Below are 16,952 nucleotides of genomic sequence, written 5' to 3'. Positions count from 1 at the left end.
CTTAATGATAATCGTTAGTTAACTGGCTTAAGCCAAATCTTCCCCATTTGAGGCAATCACTTTTTTGTACCAATAAAAGGATTGCTTTTTGCTGCGGGCTAATGTGCCATTGCCTTCATTGTCGCGATCGACATAGATATAGCCATAGCGTTTCTTCATTTCTCCGGTTCCTGCAGAAACCAAATCGATACAGCCCCATGAAGTATAGCCCAACAGTTCAACACCGTCTTGGTCAATGGCTTCTTTCATCGCAGCGATATGCGCACGTAAATAGTCGATGCGATACACATCATTGATTTTTCCATCTTCGTTTGGTGTATCCACCGCTCCTAGACCATTTTCGACGATGAAAAGCGGTTTTTGGTAACGATCATAAAGATCATTCATCGTGATCCGCAAACCAAGCGGATCAATCTGCCAGCCCCATTCCGACGCTTCTAAATACGGGTTTTTAATGGTCGGGAACAAGTTGCCTTCCGTTTTTTCAACACCGGAATCTTCTGAAGCAGCGACCCGAGAGGCATAGTAAGAAAAGGAAATAAAATCGACGGTATGGGCTTTTAATAAAGCCGTATCTTCGGCGGTTTGCTCCAAAGTGATTCCTTTTTCCGCTAGCATCTTCAAACCATAATTTGGATATTCTCCTCGCGATTGCACATCGATAAAGAAATAGTTGCCGCGATCGCTTTTTTTGCTTTCCCAGACATCTTTCGGATTGCAGCTGTAAGGATAATAACTAGCCGCTGCCAGCATACAGCCTACTTTATTTTCTGGATCGATCTCGTGGGCGATTTTTGTTGCCAACGCACTAGCGACTAACTCATGATGAGCAGCTTGGTATTTGATTTGTTCTTCATTTTCGCCCTCAGCAAAGGTCAGCCCTGCACCGAGAAACGGGGCATGCAAGATCATATTGATTTCATTAAAGGTCAGCCAGTACTTCACCAATCCTTTATAGCGAGTGAAGATCGCCCGACAAAGGTTTTCGTAAAAGGCAATCATCTTACGGTTGCGCCAACCGCCATATTCTTTGATCAGATGGATCGGACAGTCAAAATGCGTGATCGTCACCAAAGGTTCGATTTGGTATTTGCGACATTCTAAAAACAGTTCTTCATAAAAGCGCAAGCCTTCTTCATTAGGGGTTTCCTCGTCGCCCTTCGGAAAAATTCTTGACCAAGCAATCGATAAACGATAGGTTTTAAAGCCCATCTCCGCAAATAAGGCGATATCTTCTTTGAAATGATGGTACATATCAATCGCTTCTTTTGCTGGATAGAAATGCCCTTCTTCAAAGGCAAGCATCTCACGCTTGCCGGTAATGACTGCTCGTCGCTCCTTGCCAGTCGGAATCACATCGACATTGGCAAGTCCACGCCCCCCTTGATCAAACCCGCCTTCACATTGATTGGCGGCTGTAGCGCCGCCCCATAAAAAGTTTTCTGGAAATCCCATGTCTTATTCTCCTTTTTTAGCCGATCACTTTGATGATTTGATCGCCAAACGTAATCGGACCACTGTTTGCCGTCAAAATGTCGCCCACTTCTGCACTGTTGGTGATAACGATCGGCGTGATCACTGGATAACCTTTTTCTTTGATAAACTCGATATCAAACGTAACCAAAGGATCGCCAACTGTCACTTTTTGTCCTTTTTCTACTTGATAGGCATAGCCTTCGCCATTCAATTGCACTGTATCGATCCCCACGTGAATCAGCAGCTCAATGCCTTCCTCACTGGTCAAGCCAATGGCATGCTTGGAATCAAAGACTGCTGTGACAGTCCCGTTGACTGGTGCTAGCACTTCTCCAACGGTTGGCTCGATCGCTACCCCTTGTCCAAGAATTTCTTCTGAAAACATGCCGTCATTGACTGCTTGCAGGCTTTTTAGTTCCCCTTTTAAAGGTGCTTTGATCTCCGCGCCGCTGATTTGATGGGTTGGTTCTTGCTCTTTGTCTGCTGGTGTCGCTTCAGGTGCTTCTTCTGTAACAGGGTCTTTGTATAAGAATAATGTCGCAATAAATGTGACCACGATACTGATTGCCGCACCAATGCAGGCATTGGTCAAATGACGTAAGGTGTCATCGCCGATATAGCTTGGCAAAGTCAATAGGCCCGGTGAACCGCCTGAGAAATTGCGGACACGCATAATTCCCATAAACAGACCCCCAAATCCGCCACCGATCATTGCTGCATACAAAGGTGTTTTAAACCGTAAGTTGACCCCATACAACGCTGGTTCAGTGATGCCGAATAGACCTGTCAGACCTGCAGAAAATGCCAATTGTTTGATCGTAGAATCTTTTGATTTGAAACCAACGCCGATAGCTGCAGCTCCCTGACTGACGTTTGAAGCCAGCATGCCAGGATAGATCACTGTATCATAACCTGTGGTCATTCGGTTGTTGATACCGATAGGAACCAATCCATAGTGGGTACCCGTTGCCACGAACAATGGGGTGAAGGCACCGATCAATAACGGAACGATCCATGGGCTGACCGTTTCTAAGGCTTGGATCCCTGCGGAAATCGCTTCACTGATCATATAGCCTAGAGGACCTAAAACAACTAATGCTACCGTCCCTACGACGAAGATCGTCAGCAACGGTTTGCTAAAGAATTTGATTGCTTTTGGTGAGACCTTATCAGCAATCGGTTCAACGTAAGACATGAACCAGACACTTAAGATGATGGGGATCACCGATGATGAATAGGTCACTGGTGAAATCGGCAAACCGAACAAATGGATGCCGCCACCTGACTCATTGACTGCTGTCACCATACCGATGAAGTTGGGATGCAGTAAAATTCCACCCACCATCATCGCCAGATACATGTTGGCTTTGAACTTTTGCGCAGAAGAAGCAGCCAGCAAAATAGGCAAGAAGTAGAACGCCGCATCCGCCATAAAGTTTAGGATTTGGTAACTTTGACTTTCTGCCGTCAAGACATTGAAGACTACCAGCAACGAAAGGACCGCTTTTAACATCCCAGCTGCCGTGATGGCTGGCAAGATCGGGGTGAAGATCCCAGTGATCGTATCGATAATTTTCGCTACACGTCCCCGATCGTCTTCTTCTGTTTCTTGATCACTAGTCAAATTGGTTTGGGCAGTGATTTCGTTGTAGACATTGCCAACATCACTGCCGATGATCACTTGGTACTGTCCGCCTTTGTTGACCACACCCATGATGCCTGGTGTATGTTTTAAGGTACTTTCTTGTGGTTTGCTGTCATCTTTCAAGTTGAAGCGCAAGCGGGTCGCACAATGGGTCAAGCTTTGGATATTTTCTTCCCCACCAACATTGGTGATGATCGTTTTTGCTAACTCTTTGTAATTCATGTCGTTCCTCCTATTTTGGTCCTTCGTTTGCTTTTCGTGTGTCAAAACATAAAAAAATACCTAAACGAACCCCTTGGGAGTTCATTTAGGTATAGCCTGCCAATCCAGTAACAATCCTAAGCACTTGTTATTCGTTTGATGTGTATAGTTAAATAGATCAATTCGTCTTCTTCTAACGGTCTACCGAACTCTTTGTTGATGTAGTCGCTAATTTTCAGCGCACACGCATATTCCTTCATATAGCGGTCTTTCAACATAAAAATAAAACTGCCGGTTCCTGCATCATCGAGCTTTGTTCCGCTGAATAAGCGCTGGACAAAAAATTTCAAATGGGTCACAAAGCGTTCGTAGTTCAATGAATACTCATCAAGCTCCATTGAAAAATGATATTTAACGATGTTTAGGATATGCTGAATGATCTTCGCCATTTCCGATACTTGACTGACCTGCGCCATATCCAACTCCGCATTGACGATGTGCAATGCAATGAAGCCGGCTTCATCTTCTGGCAGCTCGATCGCCAAGCGATTTTTGATGATCGATAACGCTTCTTTGCCAATGAGGTATTCATGGTTATAAAACCGCTTGATTTCCCATAGCAAGGCATTTTTGATTTCCATGCCATTTTGATAGCGCTCGATAGCATAATTGATATGATCGGTCAGCGTCAGAAATAATTTTTCGCTCAATTTTTTCCCAAGGGAAACTTTTGCAAAACTGATGATCTCATTCGCTGCTTGAATATGTTCGATAGGGATAGAAGAAAGTAATTGGGTTAGTTTTGTGACATTCCACTCTTGTGTACTGAGATAGACTTTTTCAATCTTGGTATCGTCGATCACATCGCCTGGCTTTTTCTTAAAGCCTAAGCCTTTGCCCATGACGACCAATTCTTGTTTTTCCTCATTCTCAGAAATCACAATGTTGTTATTGATCACTTTTGTTACGTTCATTTTAACGACCCTATTCTTCTTTAGATTTCTTCACACAAAAAAATAGGTATAGCCCGCCTAAAGCGGTAACAATCCTCAGAGCCAGTGTAGCATGAGAAAAATCACTCGTCAATGGGGATTTTTACCCGCTTGTTTAAAAGCAGAAAACAGCGCTGCTGCCATTTGAGTCTTTGGCAGAACGCTGTTCAATGGTTTATGGATCACTAACTCTCTTTGTGAGAGATGAATTAGATACGATTTTCGTGGTCAGCAGTTTTGACTAAGTTTGCACCCACCAACCCACCGATTGACGTAAGAACGAGTCCTAAGACCATTGCCACAAAGCCCCAAATGGATGCTTTGGCTGTTGCATCACTTGCTTCTTCCGCTTTTTGACGAGCGTCTTCCACTGCTTGGTCAATGTCTTGTTTGGCTTGTTCAAGATTTTGTTGTGCATTTTCGATTTGTTTTTGCGCTTCATCAGAAGCATCTTGCAAACCAGTGACAATGTTATTGGTTGCTTCTTCTGCTTCTTGTTGGCTTAAATCAGTATTTTGAGCGACCGCATTTGAAATTGCTTCTTCATCCACTGAATCACCGATCGTTGTAGCACGATCTTGTAATTTGCTTGCTAAATCATCAATGATTTTATCAGCATCATTTGGATTGGTTGCAATGTCTTTGCCGGCATCTTTGATGTCGTTTGTCGCATCAGACAATTGATTTTGCAAATAGTCTGGTTGCAATTCAGGAACATCGGTATCTTGTAAAACATCATTGACGTTCGCTTGTAATTCATCTGTATTGACGTCTTCCATGTTTCCTGTTATTTCATCGAAGGCTTTTGAAGCAACATCGCCAGCACCAGATGCCACTGTTTCAACACCACTACCGACAGCAGAAGCAACGTTTCCTAAAAGTGAACCGACTACAGAAAAAGCACCGATCGTTAAGTAAGAGAGCATAACCATCATCACGATCATACTTGTTGCCCATGTTAAGAAACCATGAACCAATCCGACACGTCGAGCAGCAACACCAGAAACAAAACCAGCACCGAATAATGCCAAGACGAAGGTAATCACTGTCCAAATCAATAATCCTGTCCCAACACCATCTAATGGGTTATTAGAGGTTGGTTCCACCATACCAAAACCGATTGCTGAGCCAATCATTGACAGTGTCATGAACAATGCGATAAATGTTACAACTCCTGCAAAGATAGACCCCCAAGACAAATTATAGCCTGCCTCCCGCTCATCTGAACCTAAATAATTTCTAAATCCTCTTTTCATCATTACATCCCCTTTTTGTTTTTTTAACCTGAATTAAGTCTAACAACTGATTGTTTTTTTATCAATCAACTCGACTTGCGCTATCTTTTTGTAAGAAAAATGAATGATTCTGAATTGTTTGACTATTTATTAAAATAATGCCTCTCAAGGCAATTGTTTTTTATCTGGGGAAAGCTATTTCATCCCCTACGTCAAGCCTTCCCCAACCTTATGGAAAAGTAGCAAAGCTGGTTATTGATACTTACAGTTTCAAAGAACCGGTCATGCCTTTCACAAAACCTTTTTGCATAAACAAAAACAATACCAACGTTGGGATCGTTGCAATCACGATCGCCAGCATTTGAACGCCATAATTTGGTACGTAACTGGCTGACGATAAATTGGAAATTAGCAATGTCATGGTTTGACGACTTTCCGTTTGCAAAAAGACCAAGGGTAGCAAATAACTGTTCCATGCGTTCATAAAGGCGTAGATGGCAGCGGCAGCATATGTCGAGCGCAACATAGGAAAAACGATTCGGAAAAATATCGTGTACTCTGTTGCCCCCTCGATGCGACTCGCATCTAAAATACCGTCAGGGAAAGACTTGAAGTTCTGGCGAAAAAAGAAAATCAGAAACAGGTTATTGACCAATGGCAAAATGACCGCCACGTGCTGATTGACTAGCTGCATTCCTGCCATCATCTTAAACAAAGGAATCACCAAAGTTGCCAGCGGCACCATCATACATAACAGAAAAACCGCATAAATCCCTTCGCTCGCCCGCGTTCGAAACTTCTCAAATCCAAAGGCAGCCAAAGAAGTGACCAGTAGACTGACGAGGACGGTGATCAATGAAACCTTGATGGAATTCCACATGATCAATGGGATGTCGTAATTGCTGAACAGCACCTGAAAATTGCTTGCTAGCTGATTCCCAAAAGTCAGCTTCCCTTCGGCAACTTGATTGGCGGTATTGGTAGAGCCCACCATCATCCAGTAAAACGGAAAAATCGAAAAAAACGAGATGATCAGTAAAAAACCATATTTTATGCATCCACTTAAAGTAACTTTCATAGCTGCTCCTTTCTATCGCTTTTATTGATTCGTTTTCGCGAGTTTCAACTGGATCACAGATAAAAGAGCGATGATGATCACTAAGACCCACGACAGCGTAGCCGAATACCCAAAATTTGACGTATAGACAAAGGAGTGATTATAGATCAGTTGAGCGACAGTCAACGTCTCATTGGAGGGGCCGCCACCTGTTAGATTCACCACTTCATCAAAGAGTTGGATCGTCCCAATGGTGGAGGTGATGGTTGTAAAAACGATCACCGGCTTCAGCTGCGGGATCACTACGAAAAAGAACTTTTGAAACCCATTCGCCCCATCGATCGCAGCAGCTTCTAAAGTGTCATCCGAGATATTTTGCAATCCTGCCAAATAAAAAATCATGTTATAGCCTGTCCAACGCCAGCACAGGGCAATAATAACGGTCAGTTTTGCTAGAAGCGGATTATTTAGCCAATCTAGCGGTTGCGTGATCAAGCCAATGTTCAACAGCCCTTGATTAACGATCCCGCCAATTTGAAACATCATTTTAAATAAAACTGCATAGGAAACCAGCGAGGTGACACAGGGTAGAAACAACGCCAATTTAAAGAAGGAGCGTCCTACAAGCTTCGGCGTGTTCAAAACAAACGCTAGCAGAAGACCCAACAACACCATGATCGGTACTTGAAAGATCAGAAAGATAAAATTATTGAGTAAAGCTTTTTGAAAAATCGTATCCTGCAGCATGCGCAGGTAATTGCCGAAGCCAACAAAAACCGATTGCAGTCCCTGCATACGATGCAGGGAAAGGTATAAGGAATAAACGATGGGATACAGCAAAAAGACACTACTGAATACTAAAGAAAGGCCAATAAATCCCCAGACTTGTTGGTTTTTGGGGCGCTTTTTTCTGATCGTATTTTGCATATTCATCACTCCTTAAGCAACACAAGTCGGCTATTCGCCGACTTGCATCTTGTAGGTGTTTTCTGCTTCCGTCAACATATCCTCTAAGGACATGGCACCATCAAAATAGCTTTGCATTCCCCCACGCAAGGCATCCACTGCCGCTTGGGTATTTACCCCGTAATCAACGGCGGGGATGTCCGCCATCCAACTGGAAAAATCTTTATAGATTGGGGCGTCATTAAAGAAAGGATCTTCATATTGATAAGCTTCTCCTTCTTGTGAGGGTAGGTAAGTCCCCACTGCTCCATTTTCTACTAAAATCTCTTGATAGAATTCATCATTCCCAGCAAATTCTTGTTTAAGAAAATCAATGGCCAACGCTTTATTTGGTGAGTCATTGAGCACCAACCAGCTAGAACCACCCAAGTTCGAGTAAGGTGTCGCTCCAGACACTGTCTCTAATTGAGGAAGATTCGTATAGCCCCATTTTCCTTTTTGATCTTCTGCGGAGCGGATCGTCGCTGAAAACCAGATGGCTGAATTGACTGCTGCCACTTCTCCACTCGTCACTGCACCGATCCCTTCTGGCGCAAAATAATCTACTGGTTTTGCCAACTCTTTTTCTTCGATCGTCTTCAGGATCGGCAGCATTTCACGAATAGCAGGATTGTCTTTCAAGAATATGTTTCCGTCTTCATCAAAATACCATAATCCGGCTGACTGCATCGCCATCTGGATATAATGAGTGCCGCGATTTGGAATAAACGCGACGAACCATTTCCCCGTTTTTTCTTTGACTGTCTCACCAATCTCCACAAATTTGGACCAGGTTAGATTGGTGAGTTCACTTTCATCGATCCCCGCTTCACTTAAATAATCTTTGCGGTAGTAGAGTCCAGCAGAACCTGAATCAAAAGGAACCGCATAAACGCCTTCTTGATAGGTCGCATTCGTTACTTTGTAAGGAGCAAATTGGTCAAAGTCAATGTCTTCCGATAATTCTGCAAATTTCCCTTCGTAGTTCAGCAAATAGTTCTGCACATCATAGTCATCCATCAAAACGATGTCTGGCAAACCTTCGGAGACCCCTGAAGTAAAGGATGAAACCATTTTTTGCTTGGTATCCTCGTTGGACATCTCGACGACATTAAGGTCGATTGCGTCATTGTCCGCATTGTAATATTCCCCGGCTTTTTCCATAATTGGAATATTAAAATTTGTGTCCCAAGCCCAAACAGTTAGCGTATTCTCATCTGTACTGGCAAAATCTTGTGAATCTGCTGTTTCTTGATTTCCTCCACAACCAGCGAACAACACCCCTGTGACAATTACTAGCAAGAACAAGCTACTTTTTTTCATTTTTCTCCCTCCAATATGATTCTCTCCTCATCCCCCGATAGCATAAAAATAAAGTAAGCGCTTACCATTACACCAATTATAAAGAATGATGTTCATAATTGAAAATAATTGGATCGTTCCTCTCGTATTACCAAAAAACCACCTTCGCCCAAGGCAAAGGTGGTTGTCTGCTTATTTTTCTTCATTTAGGCGATCTGGCATCATATTTTCCATAAAACCCCAAACGCCGTTTTGTAATACGAGTTCCTCACGTTCGTAAGTAGAAACCGTGGTGCGGATCAATTCATCTTGACCGTCTAAGACTTTTTGTCCCCAATGAGGATCGATCAACAATGCCCGGCCCACTGCTACAAAGTCTGCATGTTCTAGCAATCCCGCGGCATCTTTCGATGTTCGGACATCCCCTACACCAATCAAAGGAACCCGCTGAGCGATTTTTTCATAGACATACGCCAACATCGATTTTGCTTGGTACGCTTTTGAAATCGATTTGCGGGTATAATCCGCAAGGGAGATGTGCAGATAGTCTAATCCTTTTTCTGCCAGTTGGTCCACTAAGAACAACGTATCTTCAAAGCGAATCCCTGGTTCTTCGAATTCTTCCGGTGAAAAACGATAACCGACGATAAACTCCTTCACACCTGATTGGTCCACTGTTTCCAATACTTCATCGACGAGCTTCTCAATAAAACGATAACGGTTCTCTAGTGAGCCACCCCATTCATCGGATCGACGATTTGAGTGCGGAGAAAAGAATTGTTGGATCAAATACGTATTGGCTCCGTGGAGTTCTACGCCATCAAACCCCGCCTTGATCGCCCGTTCGGTAGCTTTTTTAAAGTTTTCAATAATCGTTAAAATCTCATCTACTGTGACTTCTCGGGGAACCTGGCATTTGGTCGTTCGGCAGCAACTGCGCTAGCAGAAATCGGTTGTGTTCCTCGTAGGACCGAGTCATCCGTCATCCGACCGGCATGAAAAATCTGTAAAATAGCTTTGGTCCCATTGGTTTTGATGGTGCTGGCTAATTTACTTAATCCAGGTAAAAAGGCATCGTCGTAAGCGCCTAATTCCCCTTCCCAGCCCTTGCCATCTTCTTGGACATTGGCTGCCGCTGTGATGACTGCTCCGACTTCCCCAGAGCGTAAGCCATAGTAAGCCAACTCATCTTTCGTAATCACCCCATCAAAGAAGGACATCTTGGTCGTCATTGGTGCCATAATGATTCGATTTTTCAACTGCAATCCGCGCTTAAATGTTGCTTTGTCTGTTACATTTCGCATGGGTTTCCCACCTTTTCCATTGGATTCATTTCGCTTTGTGGATCTGACTGGCTTAGTTTTTCAAGGAGATCCTTAAAGCAAATCGGTGCATCTTTTTTCCCTTTATCAAAATATACATGCACATGCATCTATATTACAAAAGAATCAAGGAGAAAACAAGTGAAAAACATCATTAGTCTAGCATTTCCTCCAAGACTTTTTCAAAAACGACTTTTGAACGCTGCAGTTTCTTTTCACCTGATTGGGTCAAATCAATATAGATCCCCCGCTTATCATCTTGACAAGAATGCCGTTCGATCACACCGCACAGCTTGTCTTCCATGCGCATGATCATACGTGACATCGCACTTTGACTCAGATCAAAATGGGCGATCAAATCATTGAGGCGCATGCTATGATTGGGGGTCTTTTCTAAGTAATAAAGCACGTAATACTCATTCAAAGACAGATTGCTTTCTGCTTTGAGGGCTTGCTCCAAACGAGCTTCGATCGCTTGATGCTGATTCGTAAAGGCTAACCATTGCCCCATCCGTTCTTTTTCCATCCTCTTCACCACCCATTCTTCTATACCAAGGTATTTTAATCTAGATCCCTGCGTTACGCAAGTCGCCAGAAAAGGCTAACACTTTATTATACAAAATTTGCCAGCTACTGCGGGCGTTCATGAATATTTTATGATAGAATTGATGAAAAATTCAGCAAAATCTTCCTATTCTTTTTCAGTGTTCTGGACTACAATATCTTTAACACCAAAGAATATTTAAACACTATATCAACATAATTGTGCATTTTCACACAATAATTTGTTTTTTTTAGATGTTTTAGTATTCGTAGGAAAGGATGAAACAAACGATGAAAAAAACAATTTCTTTGATTGGGACACTGACGCTGGTCAGTTTGGGGCTTTTGACAGGCTGTAACAACGAAAAAGATACCGCGCAATCAACCAGCGAGCTAAGCCAAAGTCATGTGTCTACTGTAAGCAAACAAAGTACGACGATGCAAACGACTGAAAGCAGCTCCTTAGCGTCAACCTCTACTTCAGAAACTTCAACCTCAAGCCAGCAATCGACGGACCACTCTGACGCAACGCAAACGACAGCAAGCTCAGTATCCACCAACGAGTTTCCATATGCCGTTGATCTTTCCCAATATGGCCCTTCACTGACTTTTTATTTCCATGGCGTCAATGTACCAGATGCTGTCACGATTCAAAATACGAGCCCATTGATCATTTCGATCGGCGACAGCGCAAGCTATGAAGCACAAGTCGATACGATCGCAACAAAGGAGATTCGCATCTTTTCAGCAAATGACAATGGGATTCGCACCGTAAAAGTGAACACTCAATTGACCTTTGCAAAAGGGATCACTTCCAATGGAAATCCTGATTTTAGCCACAACCTGTACCTATTTACAAATAAGGAGGGTGGTCTATCTTTGATCACACCGAACTATGCGGGAAATGTCAGCGATGACCAACGAGATGTGATGTTAGAAGTACTTCAATAAACGAAAAACAGGGAAACGAAGCGTGCTTCGTTTCCCTGTTTCGTTACCCGATCATCACGGTTTCATCAGGATATTTGTAGCCAGCTTCTTGTTTGTTGGCTTTTTTCATCAATGAAAAAGCAACGGTCATGATGCCGACTCGACCAATGAACATCAAAAAAATGATCAAAAGTTTGCCAAAAACCGACAAGTAAGGCGTCAACCCCATGGTCAACCCCACCGTTCCAAAAGCGGAAAAAACTTCAAAGGCAATGATTGGCAACCCAAAGTTTGGGGTTTGCGGCATACTCTCAGTGATCGACAATAAGAAAATCGCTACGAAGCATAACGTCAAGGTAAGGAAGAACAACGTAAAGGCACGCGATACAGCAGATTCTTTGATCGTGCGACCAAAAACTTCCGCTCGACTGCGCCCTTTCAATAAGCTGCGGATCTTGATGATCAAGACCGCAAATGTCGTTGTCTTCAATCCCCCAGCAGTTGATCCAGAGGTGCCGCCGATATACATTAAAATCATCGTCAGCATCAAGCCTGCTTGACTCATTTGTCCGTAATCAATACTGAAAAACCCCGCGGTTCTTGGGGTGACCGCTAAGAAGAGGTATTGGAAAAAACGTTCGATGACCGAATCACCCGTGATCAACTGTGAATTGGCTTCGGTCAAAAAGAACCCTGCCGTTCCAAAAACTACCAAAACGATCATAGCGATCCATGCCAAGCGGCTATGCAGGGACCGTTTTTTGGACGCCGTATGCAGGAGATCGAACCAAACGAGAAATCCCAGACCACCTGCGATAATCAAGAAACTGATGACCCCCAGCACAAATGGGTCGTTTTGAAACCCTACCATGCTGTTGCCGAACAAATCAAACCCAGCATTACAAAAGGCCGAGATCGCATGAAAAACACTGTACCAAAGGCCTTGCTCCCAACCAAAACGGGGCACGAATGCAAAAGCCAGCAAGATGATCCCACTGACTTGGATCAAAAAGGCGATCCGAATCAGGTACCATGCCAAATGGATCTCTCCAGACATTCGGTCCAGATTCAATGATTCCCGCAAAATCATCCGAGTACTAAGATGGACTCTTTTTCTCGCCAAGATGTAAAAGAAGACGGGAATCGACATGAAGCCGATCCCACCGATCTCAATCAGCATCAGCAAGATCCCTTGGCCCCACAGGTTGTAATGATCGGCTACGGTCAAGGTCGAAAGACCCGTCACGCAAACAGCCGATGTGGCAGTAAACAGCGCATCTAAAAAGTTGGTGCCTTCACCACTTTGGGTGACAGCCGGCAGCATTAGCAAGCCAGTTCCTGCCAATATCAGCAAAACGAAGACCAGAGTGACGATCTGCGGAATCAAAAAGCGTTGCGATGCCAGCTTTTTTTTCAAACGATTTCTTTTTTTCATTTTCATTTCCTTTGACCTTTTGCAAAAACCAATGTCTTAGTAATCCAAGTTTATTGCATTTATTTTTTCTCTTATCATACCATTTTATTTTGATTTATTCTTCACTTTGATCATTCTTGTTACGTTTGCTCGTTCATTTTCTTCCAGCCGCATTTTGATTCCATAAATGGCTTCTTCCAGCTCGGGAATCGTCAAATATTCTAGGGCATTGACGCGTCGGCGCGTCCGTTCGATTTCCCCTGCCATCAATTGACAGGTCTTTTCGATTTCCGTTAGCTCCAACAGCTTCGGCATGACGTCGGTAAAACGGGCGACCGCATTATCTAACGGAACATTGGAATTCAAAAAGCCGTACTCGATCGGCGCTTGCATCACCGTATCGTCGTAATCAAAATGCATCACTGGCACTTCCACACTCATGATATTTTTCGTGGATAATTCAAGGGAGACCTCAGTTGCTGGTAAAATAAACATTTCTTCAATGTATTTTTCATTGATTGTGGCATTGGCTAAGCGAAATGCCTTCATGGCACGCTGCAATTGTTCTTCGACTTCTTTACGCAAGCGGTCATTCTTTTTGATCAATTCAATAAATTGACGCATGAGTTCGTCTTGTTTGTCTTTTAATAATTTGTGTCCGCGTTTGGCTGTCGCCAATTGTTTGCTGAGGCGCGACAGCTCCATGCGGGTTGGATTAACGGTTTTTTGCGCCATTGTTCTCCTCTCCCGGTAAGTATTCCGCCAGTAGGGCATCGCTGATCCGCTTCAGTTCGACTTTTGGCAGCATCGCCAATAATTCCCAGCCTAATTCCAAGGTTTCGATAATCGAACGGTTGGTGCGATACCCTTGGTTCAAGTATTCATTTTCGAAGCGTTCCGCAAATTTGGCATAGGTTTTATCTACTTCCGACAATGCCGATTCTCCTAAAACGACTGCCAATTCCTTGGCTTGCTTTCCTTGAGCATAGGCAGAAAACAACTGGTTCATCGTTGCGGCATGGTCTTTACGGGTTTTTCCTTCACCGGTCCCTTTATCTTTTAACCGTGACAATGACGGCAAGACATCGATGGGTGGCTGGATGCCGTTTTTATACAAATCACGAGACAAGATGATTTGTCCTTCGGTGATATAGCCGGTCAAATCGGGAATCGGATGGGTTTTGTCATCTTCTGGCATGGTCAAAATCGGTAGCTGGGTCACTGAGCCTTTCAAGCCGCGAATCCGTCCCGCACGTTCATATAACGTTGATAGATTGGTATAAAGATACCCAGGATAACCCCGACGTCCTGGCACTTCACGACGAGCAGAGGAGATCTCCCGCAAAGCTTCACAGTAGTTGGTCATATCCGTCATGATCACCAAGACATGCATGCCCTTTTCATAAGCCAAGTATTCGGCTGCCGTCAGTGCCATTCGGGGAGTAGCGATCCGCTCGATCGCTGGGTCATTGGCTAGATTCATAAAGACGACAGAATGGTCGATGGCGCCAGTTTGACGAAAATCTTCCATGAAATATTCTGCTTCTTCAAAGGTGATCCCGATGCCAGCAAACACAACAGCGAAATCGTCTTCCGAGTTCAACACTTGTGCTTGACGCGCAATTTGCGAAGCCAATTCTTTATGAGGCAGACCAGAACCAGAAAAAATCGGCAGCTTTTGTCCCCGAACAAGCGTATTCAAGTGGTCGATCGATGAGATCCCCGTTTGAATAAACTCATCAGGATAATCCCGCGCTGCTGGATTGATCACTTCGCCGTTGATGTCCATAAATTTTTCTGGGACGATCTCTACTCCGCCATCTTTGACCCGACCTAAGCCGTCAAAGACTCGCCCGATCATTTGCTCGGAAACGCCTAATTCCAAAGGATGTCCTAAGAAACGCACCGCAGATTCCCGCAAATTGATCCCGCCGGTTCCTTCAAAAATTTGGACCAACGCTTTGTCTTCTTGGATCTCCAGTACTTGTCCTTGCCGCGTTTCGCCGTTTTGCATGCGGACTTCGATCAACTCTTCGTATTTGACACCGGAGACGCGATCGACGGCCATCAATGGTCCGACGACTTCTCCAATCGTTTTATATTCCTTGATCATCGGTGCGGTCTCCTTTCTGTAAAATTTCTTTCATCGTTGCTTTGATCTCTTGATGCAAAGCAGGAATTTTTGCTAATTCCGTTTCAGGCAAGTACTTCATACGTGCCACTTTGTCTCGCAATTCTTCGGTTCCTGCATAGATTTCTGAAAGATACGCACCTAGTGTCAACGCATCTTCCGCTTCTTTGTGGAGCAGCAAGATCGTTTCCAGCATTTTGAACTGCTTTTCACGAGAGGTAAACGTATCGACGTCGTCAAAAGCGTTTTGCTGCAAGAAATCTTCTCTCAATGATTTGGTGGTTTCCAGCAATAACTGATCTTTTTCGGACAAAGCGTCGATGCCGACAAGTCGAACGATCTCTGACAACTCAGATTCTTTTTGCAGCATCCGCATGGCTTCTGTTACTTGTTTGGACCAATCTACTTGCATTTGTTGGTCCAAAAAGGCACCCAATTCGTTTTCGTATAATGAATAGCTCTTCAACCAATCGATCGATGGAAAATGACGCTTTTGCGCTAAAGTGGCATCTAAGCCCCAAAAGACTTTTACGACCCGCAACGTATTTTGGGTAACTGGTTCTGAAATATCGCCGCCTGATGGTGAAACGGCGCTGATGGCAGTGATACTGCCTTCTTGATCAGAACCTAAGCAAATCGCTTTTCCAGAACGCTCATAATACTCTGCCAAGCGGCTGCCTAAGTAAGCTGGATACCCTTCATCCCCAGGCATTTCTTCCAGACGACCAGACATTTCTCGCAGTGCTTCTGCCCAACGTGAGGTGGAATCCGCCATGATCGCCACTGAATACCCCATGTCTCGGAAGTATTCCGCAATCGTGATCCCAGTATAAATCGACGCTTCCCGAGCGGCTACCGGCATATTGGAGGTGTTAGCGATCAACACGGTTCTCGCCATTAAAGATTCACCACTACGAGGGTCGATCAACTCTGGAAACTCGTTCATTACATCGGTCATTTCATTGCCGCGTTCGCCGCAGCCGACATAGACGACCAGATCGACATCCGCCCATTTGGCGATTTGGTGCTGAACGACAGTTTTCCCTGCACCAAAAGGTCCTGGAACGGCTGACGCCCCGCCTTTAGCGATTGGAAAGAAGGTGTCGATCACTCGCTGACCAGTAATCATTGGTTCGACTGGATTCAGTTTTTGCTTTACTGGACGGCTATGACGAACGGGCCATTTTTGCAGCATCGTGAAAGAACGTTCTCCTTTGGGTGTATCTAAAACATAAATCGTTTCATCGATGGTAAATTCCCCCGCATAAACAGCCTTGACTGTTCCTGAAACGCCATGAGGAACCATGATCTTGTGATTGATCAACGGTGTTTCTTGCACGGTGCCGATGACCATCCCGGTACTGACTACTTCGCCGACTTCGACTGTCGGTACAAAGGGCCACTTTTTCTCATGATCCAACGCAGGCAATTGCACCCCACGCGTCAAGAAGTTGCTTTGGGTGACAGACATGAAGGTTTCTAAGGGACGTTGGATGCCATCAAACATTTGTGACATGATCCCAGGCGCCAATTCGACGGATAGCGGTTCACCGGTGGTTTCGACTGGTTCACCAGGTCCGATCCCAGACGTTTCTTCATAGACTTGGATCGAAGCGACGTCGCCGCGCATTTCGATGATCTCACCGACCACGCCTAAATCTCCTACATAACAGATATCTTCTAAACTTGCATGGCCCATATTTTTGGCTAGCACCAATGGACCAGATACTTTAATAATTGTTCCTTTTTCCACAACATC

13 protein-coding genes and 1 pseudogene are annotated in these 16,952 nt (G+C 44.3%); 1 reads left to right on the top strand and 13 read right to left on the bottom strand.

What is annotated here, in order from left to right; all coding sequences use genetic code 11:
• Nucleotides 1-27 precede the first annotated feature (27 nt).
• The 9 genes and pseudogenes from IGI96_RS13325 to IGI96_RS13285 all read right to left on the bottom strand — a co-directional run bounded on the left by IGI96_RS13325 (nt 28) and on the right by IGI96_RS13285 (nt 10,701).
• A complete protein-coding gene (locus IGI96_RS13325) occupies nt 28-1,455 on the bottom strand; it encodes a 6-phospho-beta-glucosidase (RefSeq protein WP_438785192.1) in 1,428 nt (475 codons plus the stop codon).
• A 16-nt stretch (nt 1,456-1,471) separates the two neighbouring features.
• Entirely contained in the window at nt 1,472-3,343 is a 1,872-nt protein-coding gene (locus tag IGI96_RS13320; protein ID WP_375838476.1) for a beta-glucoside-specific PTS transporter subunit IIABC, read from the bottom strand.
• Nucleotides 3,344-3,459: 116 nt separating this feature from the next.
• Complete coding sequence (gene licT / locus IGI96_RS13315; RefSeq protein ID WP_010747835.1) at nt 3,460-4,296, bottom strand: BglG family transcription antiterminator LicT; 837 nt, start codon at nt 4,294-4,296, stop codon at nt 3,460-3,462.
• A 227-nt stretch (nt 4,297-4,523) separates the two neighbouring features.
• On the bottom strand, nt 4,524-5,570 hold the full coding sequence (locus tag IGI96_RS13310) for a hypothetical protein (protein ID WP_010747834.1): 1,047 nt from the start codon (nt 5,568-5,570) through the stop codon (nt 4,524-4,526).
• A gap of 241 nt (nt 5,571-5,811) precedes the next feature.
• The gene (locus IGI96_RS13305; protein WP_375838478.1) at nt 5,812-6,627 is read right to left on the bottom strand and encodes a carbohydrate ABC transporter permease; all 816 of its coding nucleotides are present in this window, start codon (nt 6,625-6,627) and stop codon (nt 5,812-5,814) included.
• 21 nt (nt 6,628-6,648) lie between these two features.
• Nucleotides 6,649-7,533, bottom strand: a complete 885-nt coding sequence (locus IGI96_RS13300) for a carbohydrate ABC transporter permease (RefSeq protein ID WP_015509353.1) — start codon at nt 7,531-7,533, stop codon at nt 6,649-6,651.
• A gap of 30 nt (nt 7,534-7,563) precedes the next feature.
• Complete coding sequence (locus tag IGI96_RS13295; RefSeq protein ID WP_375838479.1) at nt 7,564-8,874, bottom strand: ABC transporter substrate-binding protein; 1,311 nt, start codon at nt 8,872-8,874, stop codon at nt 7,564-7,566.
• A 171-nt stretch (nt 8,875-9,045) separates the two neighbouring features.
• A pseudogene (locus tag IGI96_RS13290) lies at nt 9,046-10,157 on the bottom strand (NADH-dependent flavin oxidoreductase).
• Between the two features lie 172 nt (nt 10,158-10,329).
• Nucleotides 10,330-10,701 carry a MarR family winged helix-turn-helix transcriptional regulator gene (locus tag IGI96_RS13285; protein WP_010747832.1) on the bottom strand — a complete coding sequence of 124 codons (372 nt, stop codon included), beginning with the start codon at nt 10,699-10,701 and terminating at the stop codon, nt 10,330-10,332.
• Between the two features lie 308 nt (nt 10,702-11,009).
• Between IGI96_RS13285 and IGI96_RS13280 the strand changes: the two genes are divergently transcribed.
• The gene (locus IGI96_RS13280; protein WP_375838481.1) at nt 11,010-11,669 is read left to right on the top strand and encodes a hypothetical protein; all 660 of its coding nucleotides are present in this window, start codon (nt 11,010-11,012) and stop codon (nt 11,667-11,669) included.
• A gap of 43 nt (nt 11,670-11,712) precedes the next feature.
• On the opposite strand, the gene IGI96_RS13275 is transcribed toward IGI96_RS13280, so the two are convergent.
• The 4 genes from IGI96_RS13275 to IGI96_RS13260 all read right to left on the bottom strand — a co-directional run bounded on the left by IGI96_RS13275 (nt 11,713) and on the right by IGI96_RS13260 (nt 16,946).
• Nucleotides 11,713-13,089 carry a TrkH family potassium uptake protein gene (locus IGI96_RS13275; RefSeq protein WP_375838482.1) on the bottom strand — a complete coding sequence of 459 codons (1,377 nt, stop codon included), beginning with the start codon at nt 13,087-13,089 and terminating at the stop codon, nt 11,713-11,715.
• 78 nt (nt 13,090-13,167) lie between these two features.
• Nucleotides 13,168-13,797, bottom strand: coding sequence for a V-type ATP synthase subunit D (locus IGI96_RS13270; protein ID WP_010747829.1), 630 nt, complete (start codon nt 13,795-13,797; stop codon nt 13,168-13,170).
• Nucleotides 13,778-15,175 carry a V-type ATP synthase subunit B gene (locus IGI96_RS13265; protein ID WP_010747828.1) on the bottom strand — a complete coding sequence of 466 codons (1,398 nt, stop codon included), beginning with the start codon at nt 15,173-15,175 and terminating at the stop codon, nt 13,778-13,780. Before IGI96_RS13265 ends, IGI96_RS13270 begins: the two co-directional genes overlap by 20 nt.
• Nucleotides 15,159-16,946: a V-type ATP synthase subunit A gene (locus tag IGI96_RS13260; protein ID WP_086292067.1), complete on the bottom strand. Its 1,788-nt coding sequence runs from the start codon at nt 16,944-16,946 to the stop codon at nt 15,159-15,161. Before IGI96_RS13260 ends, IGI96_RS13265 begins: the two co-directional genes overlap by 17 nt.
• Nucleotides 16,947-16,952: the final 6 nt, after the last annotated feature.

This window comes from Enterococcus sp. DIV0421, assembly GCF_051713745.1.
Lineage (GTDB): Bacteria > Bacillota > Bacilli > Lactobacillales > Enterococcaceae > Enterococcus_D > Enterococcus_D casseliflavus.
Note: the sequence above shows the minus strand (reverse complement) of the source record. Positions and strands in the feature narration are given on the sequence as shown.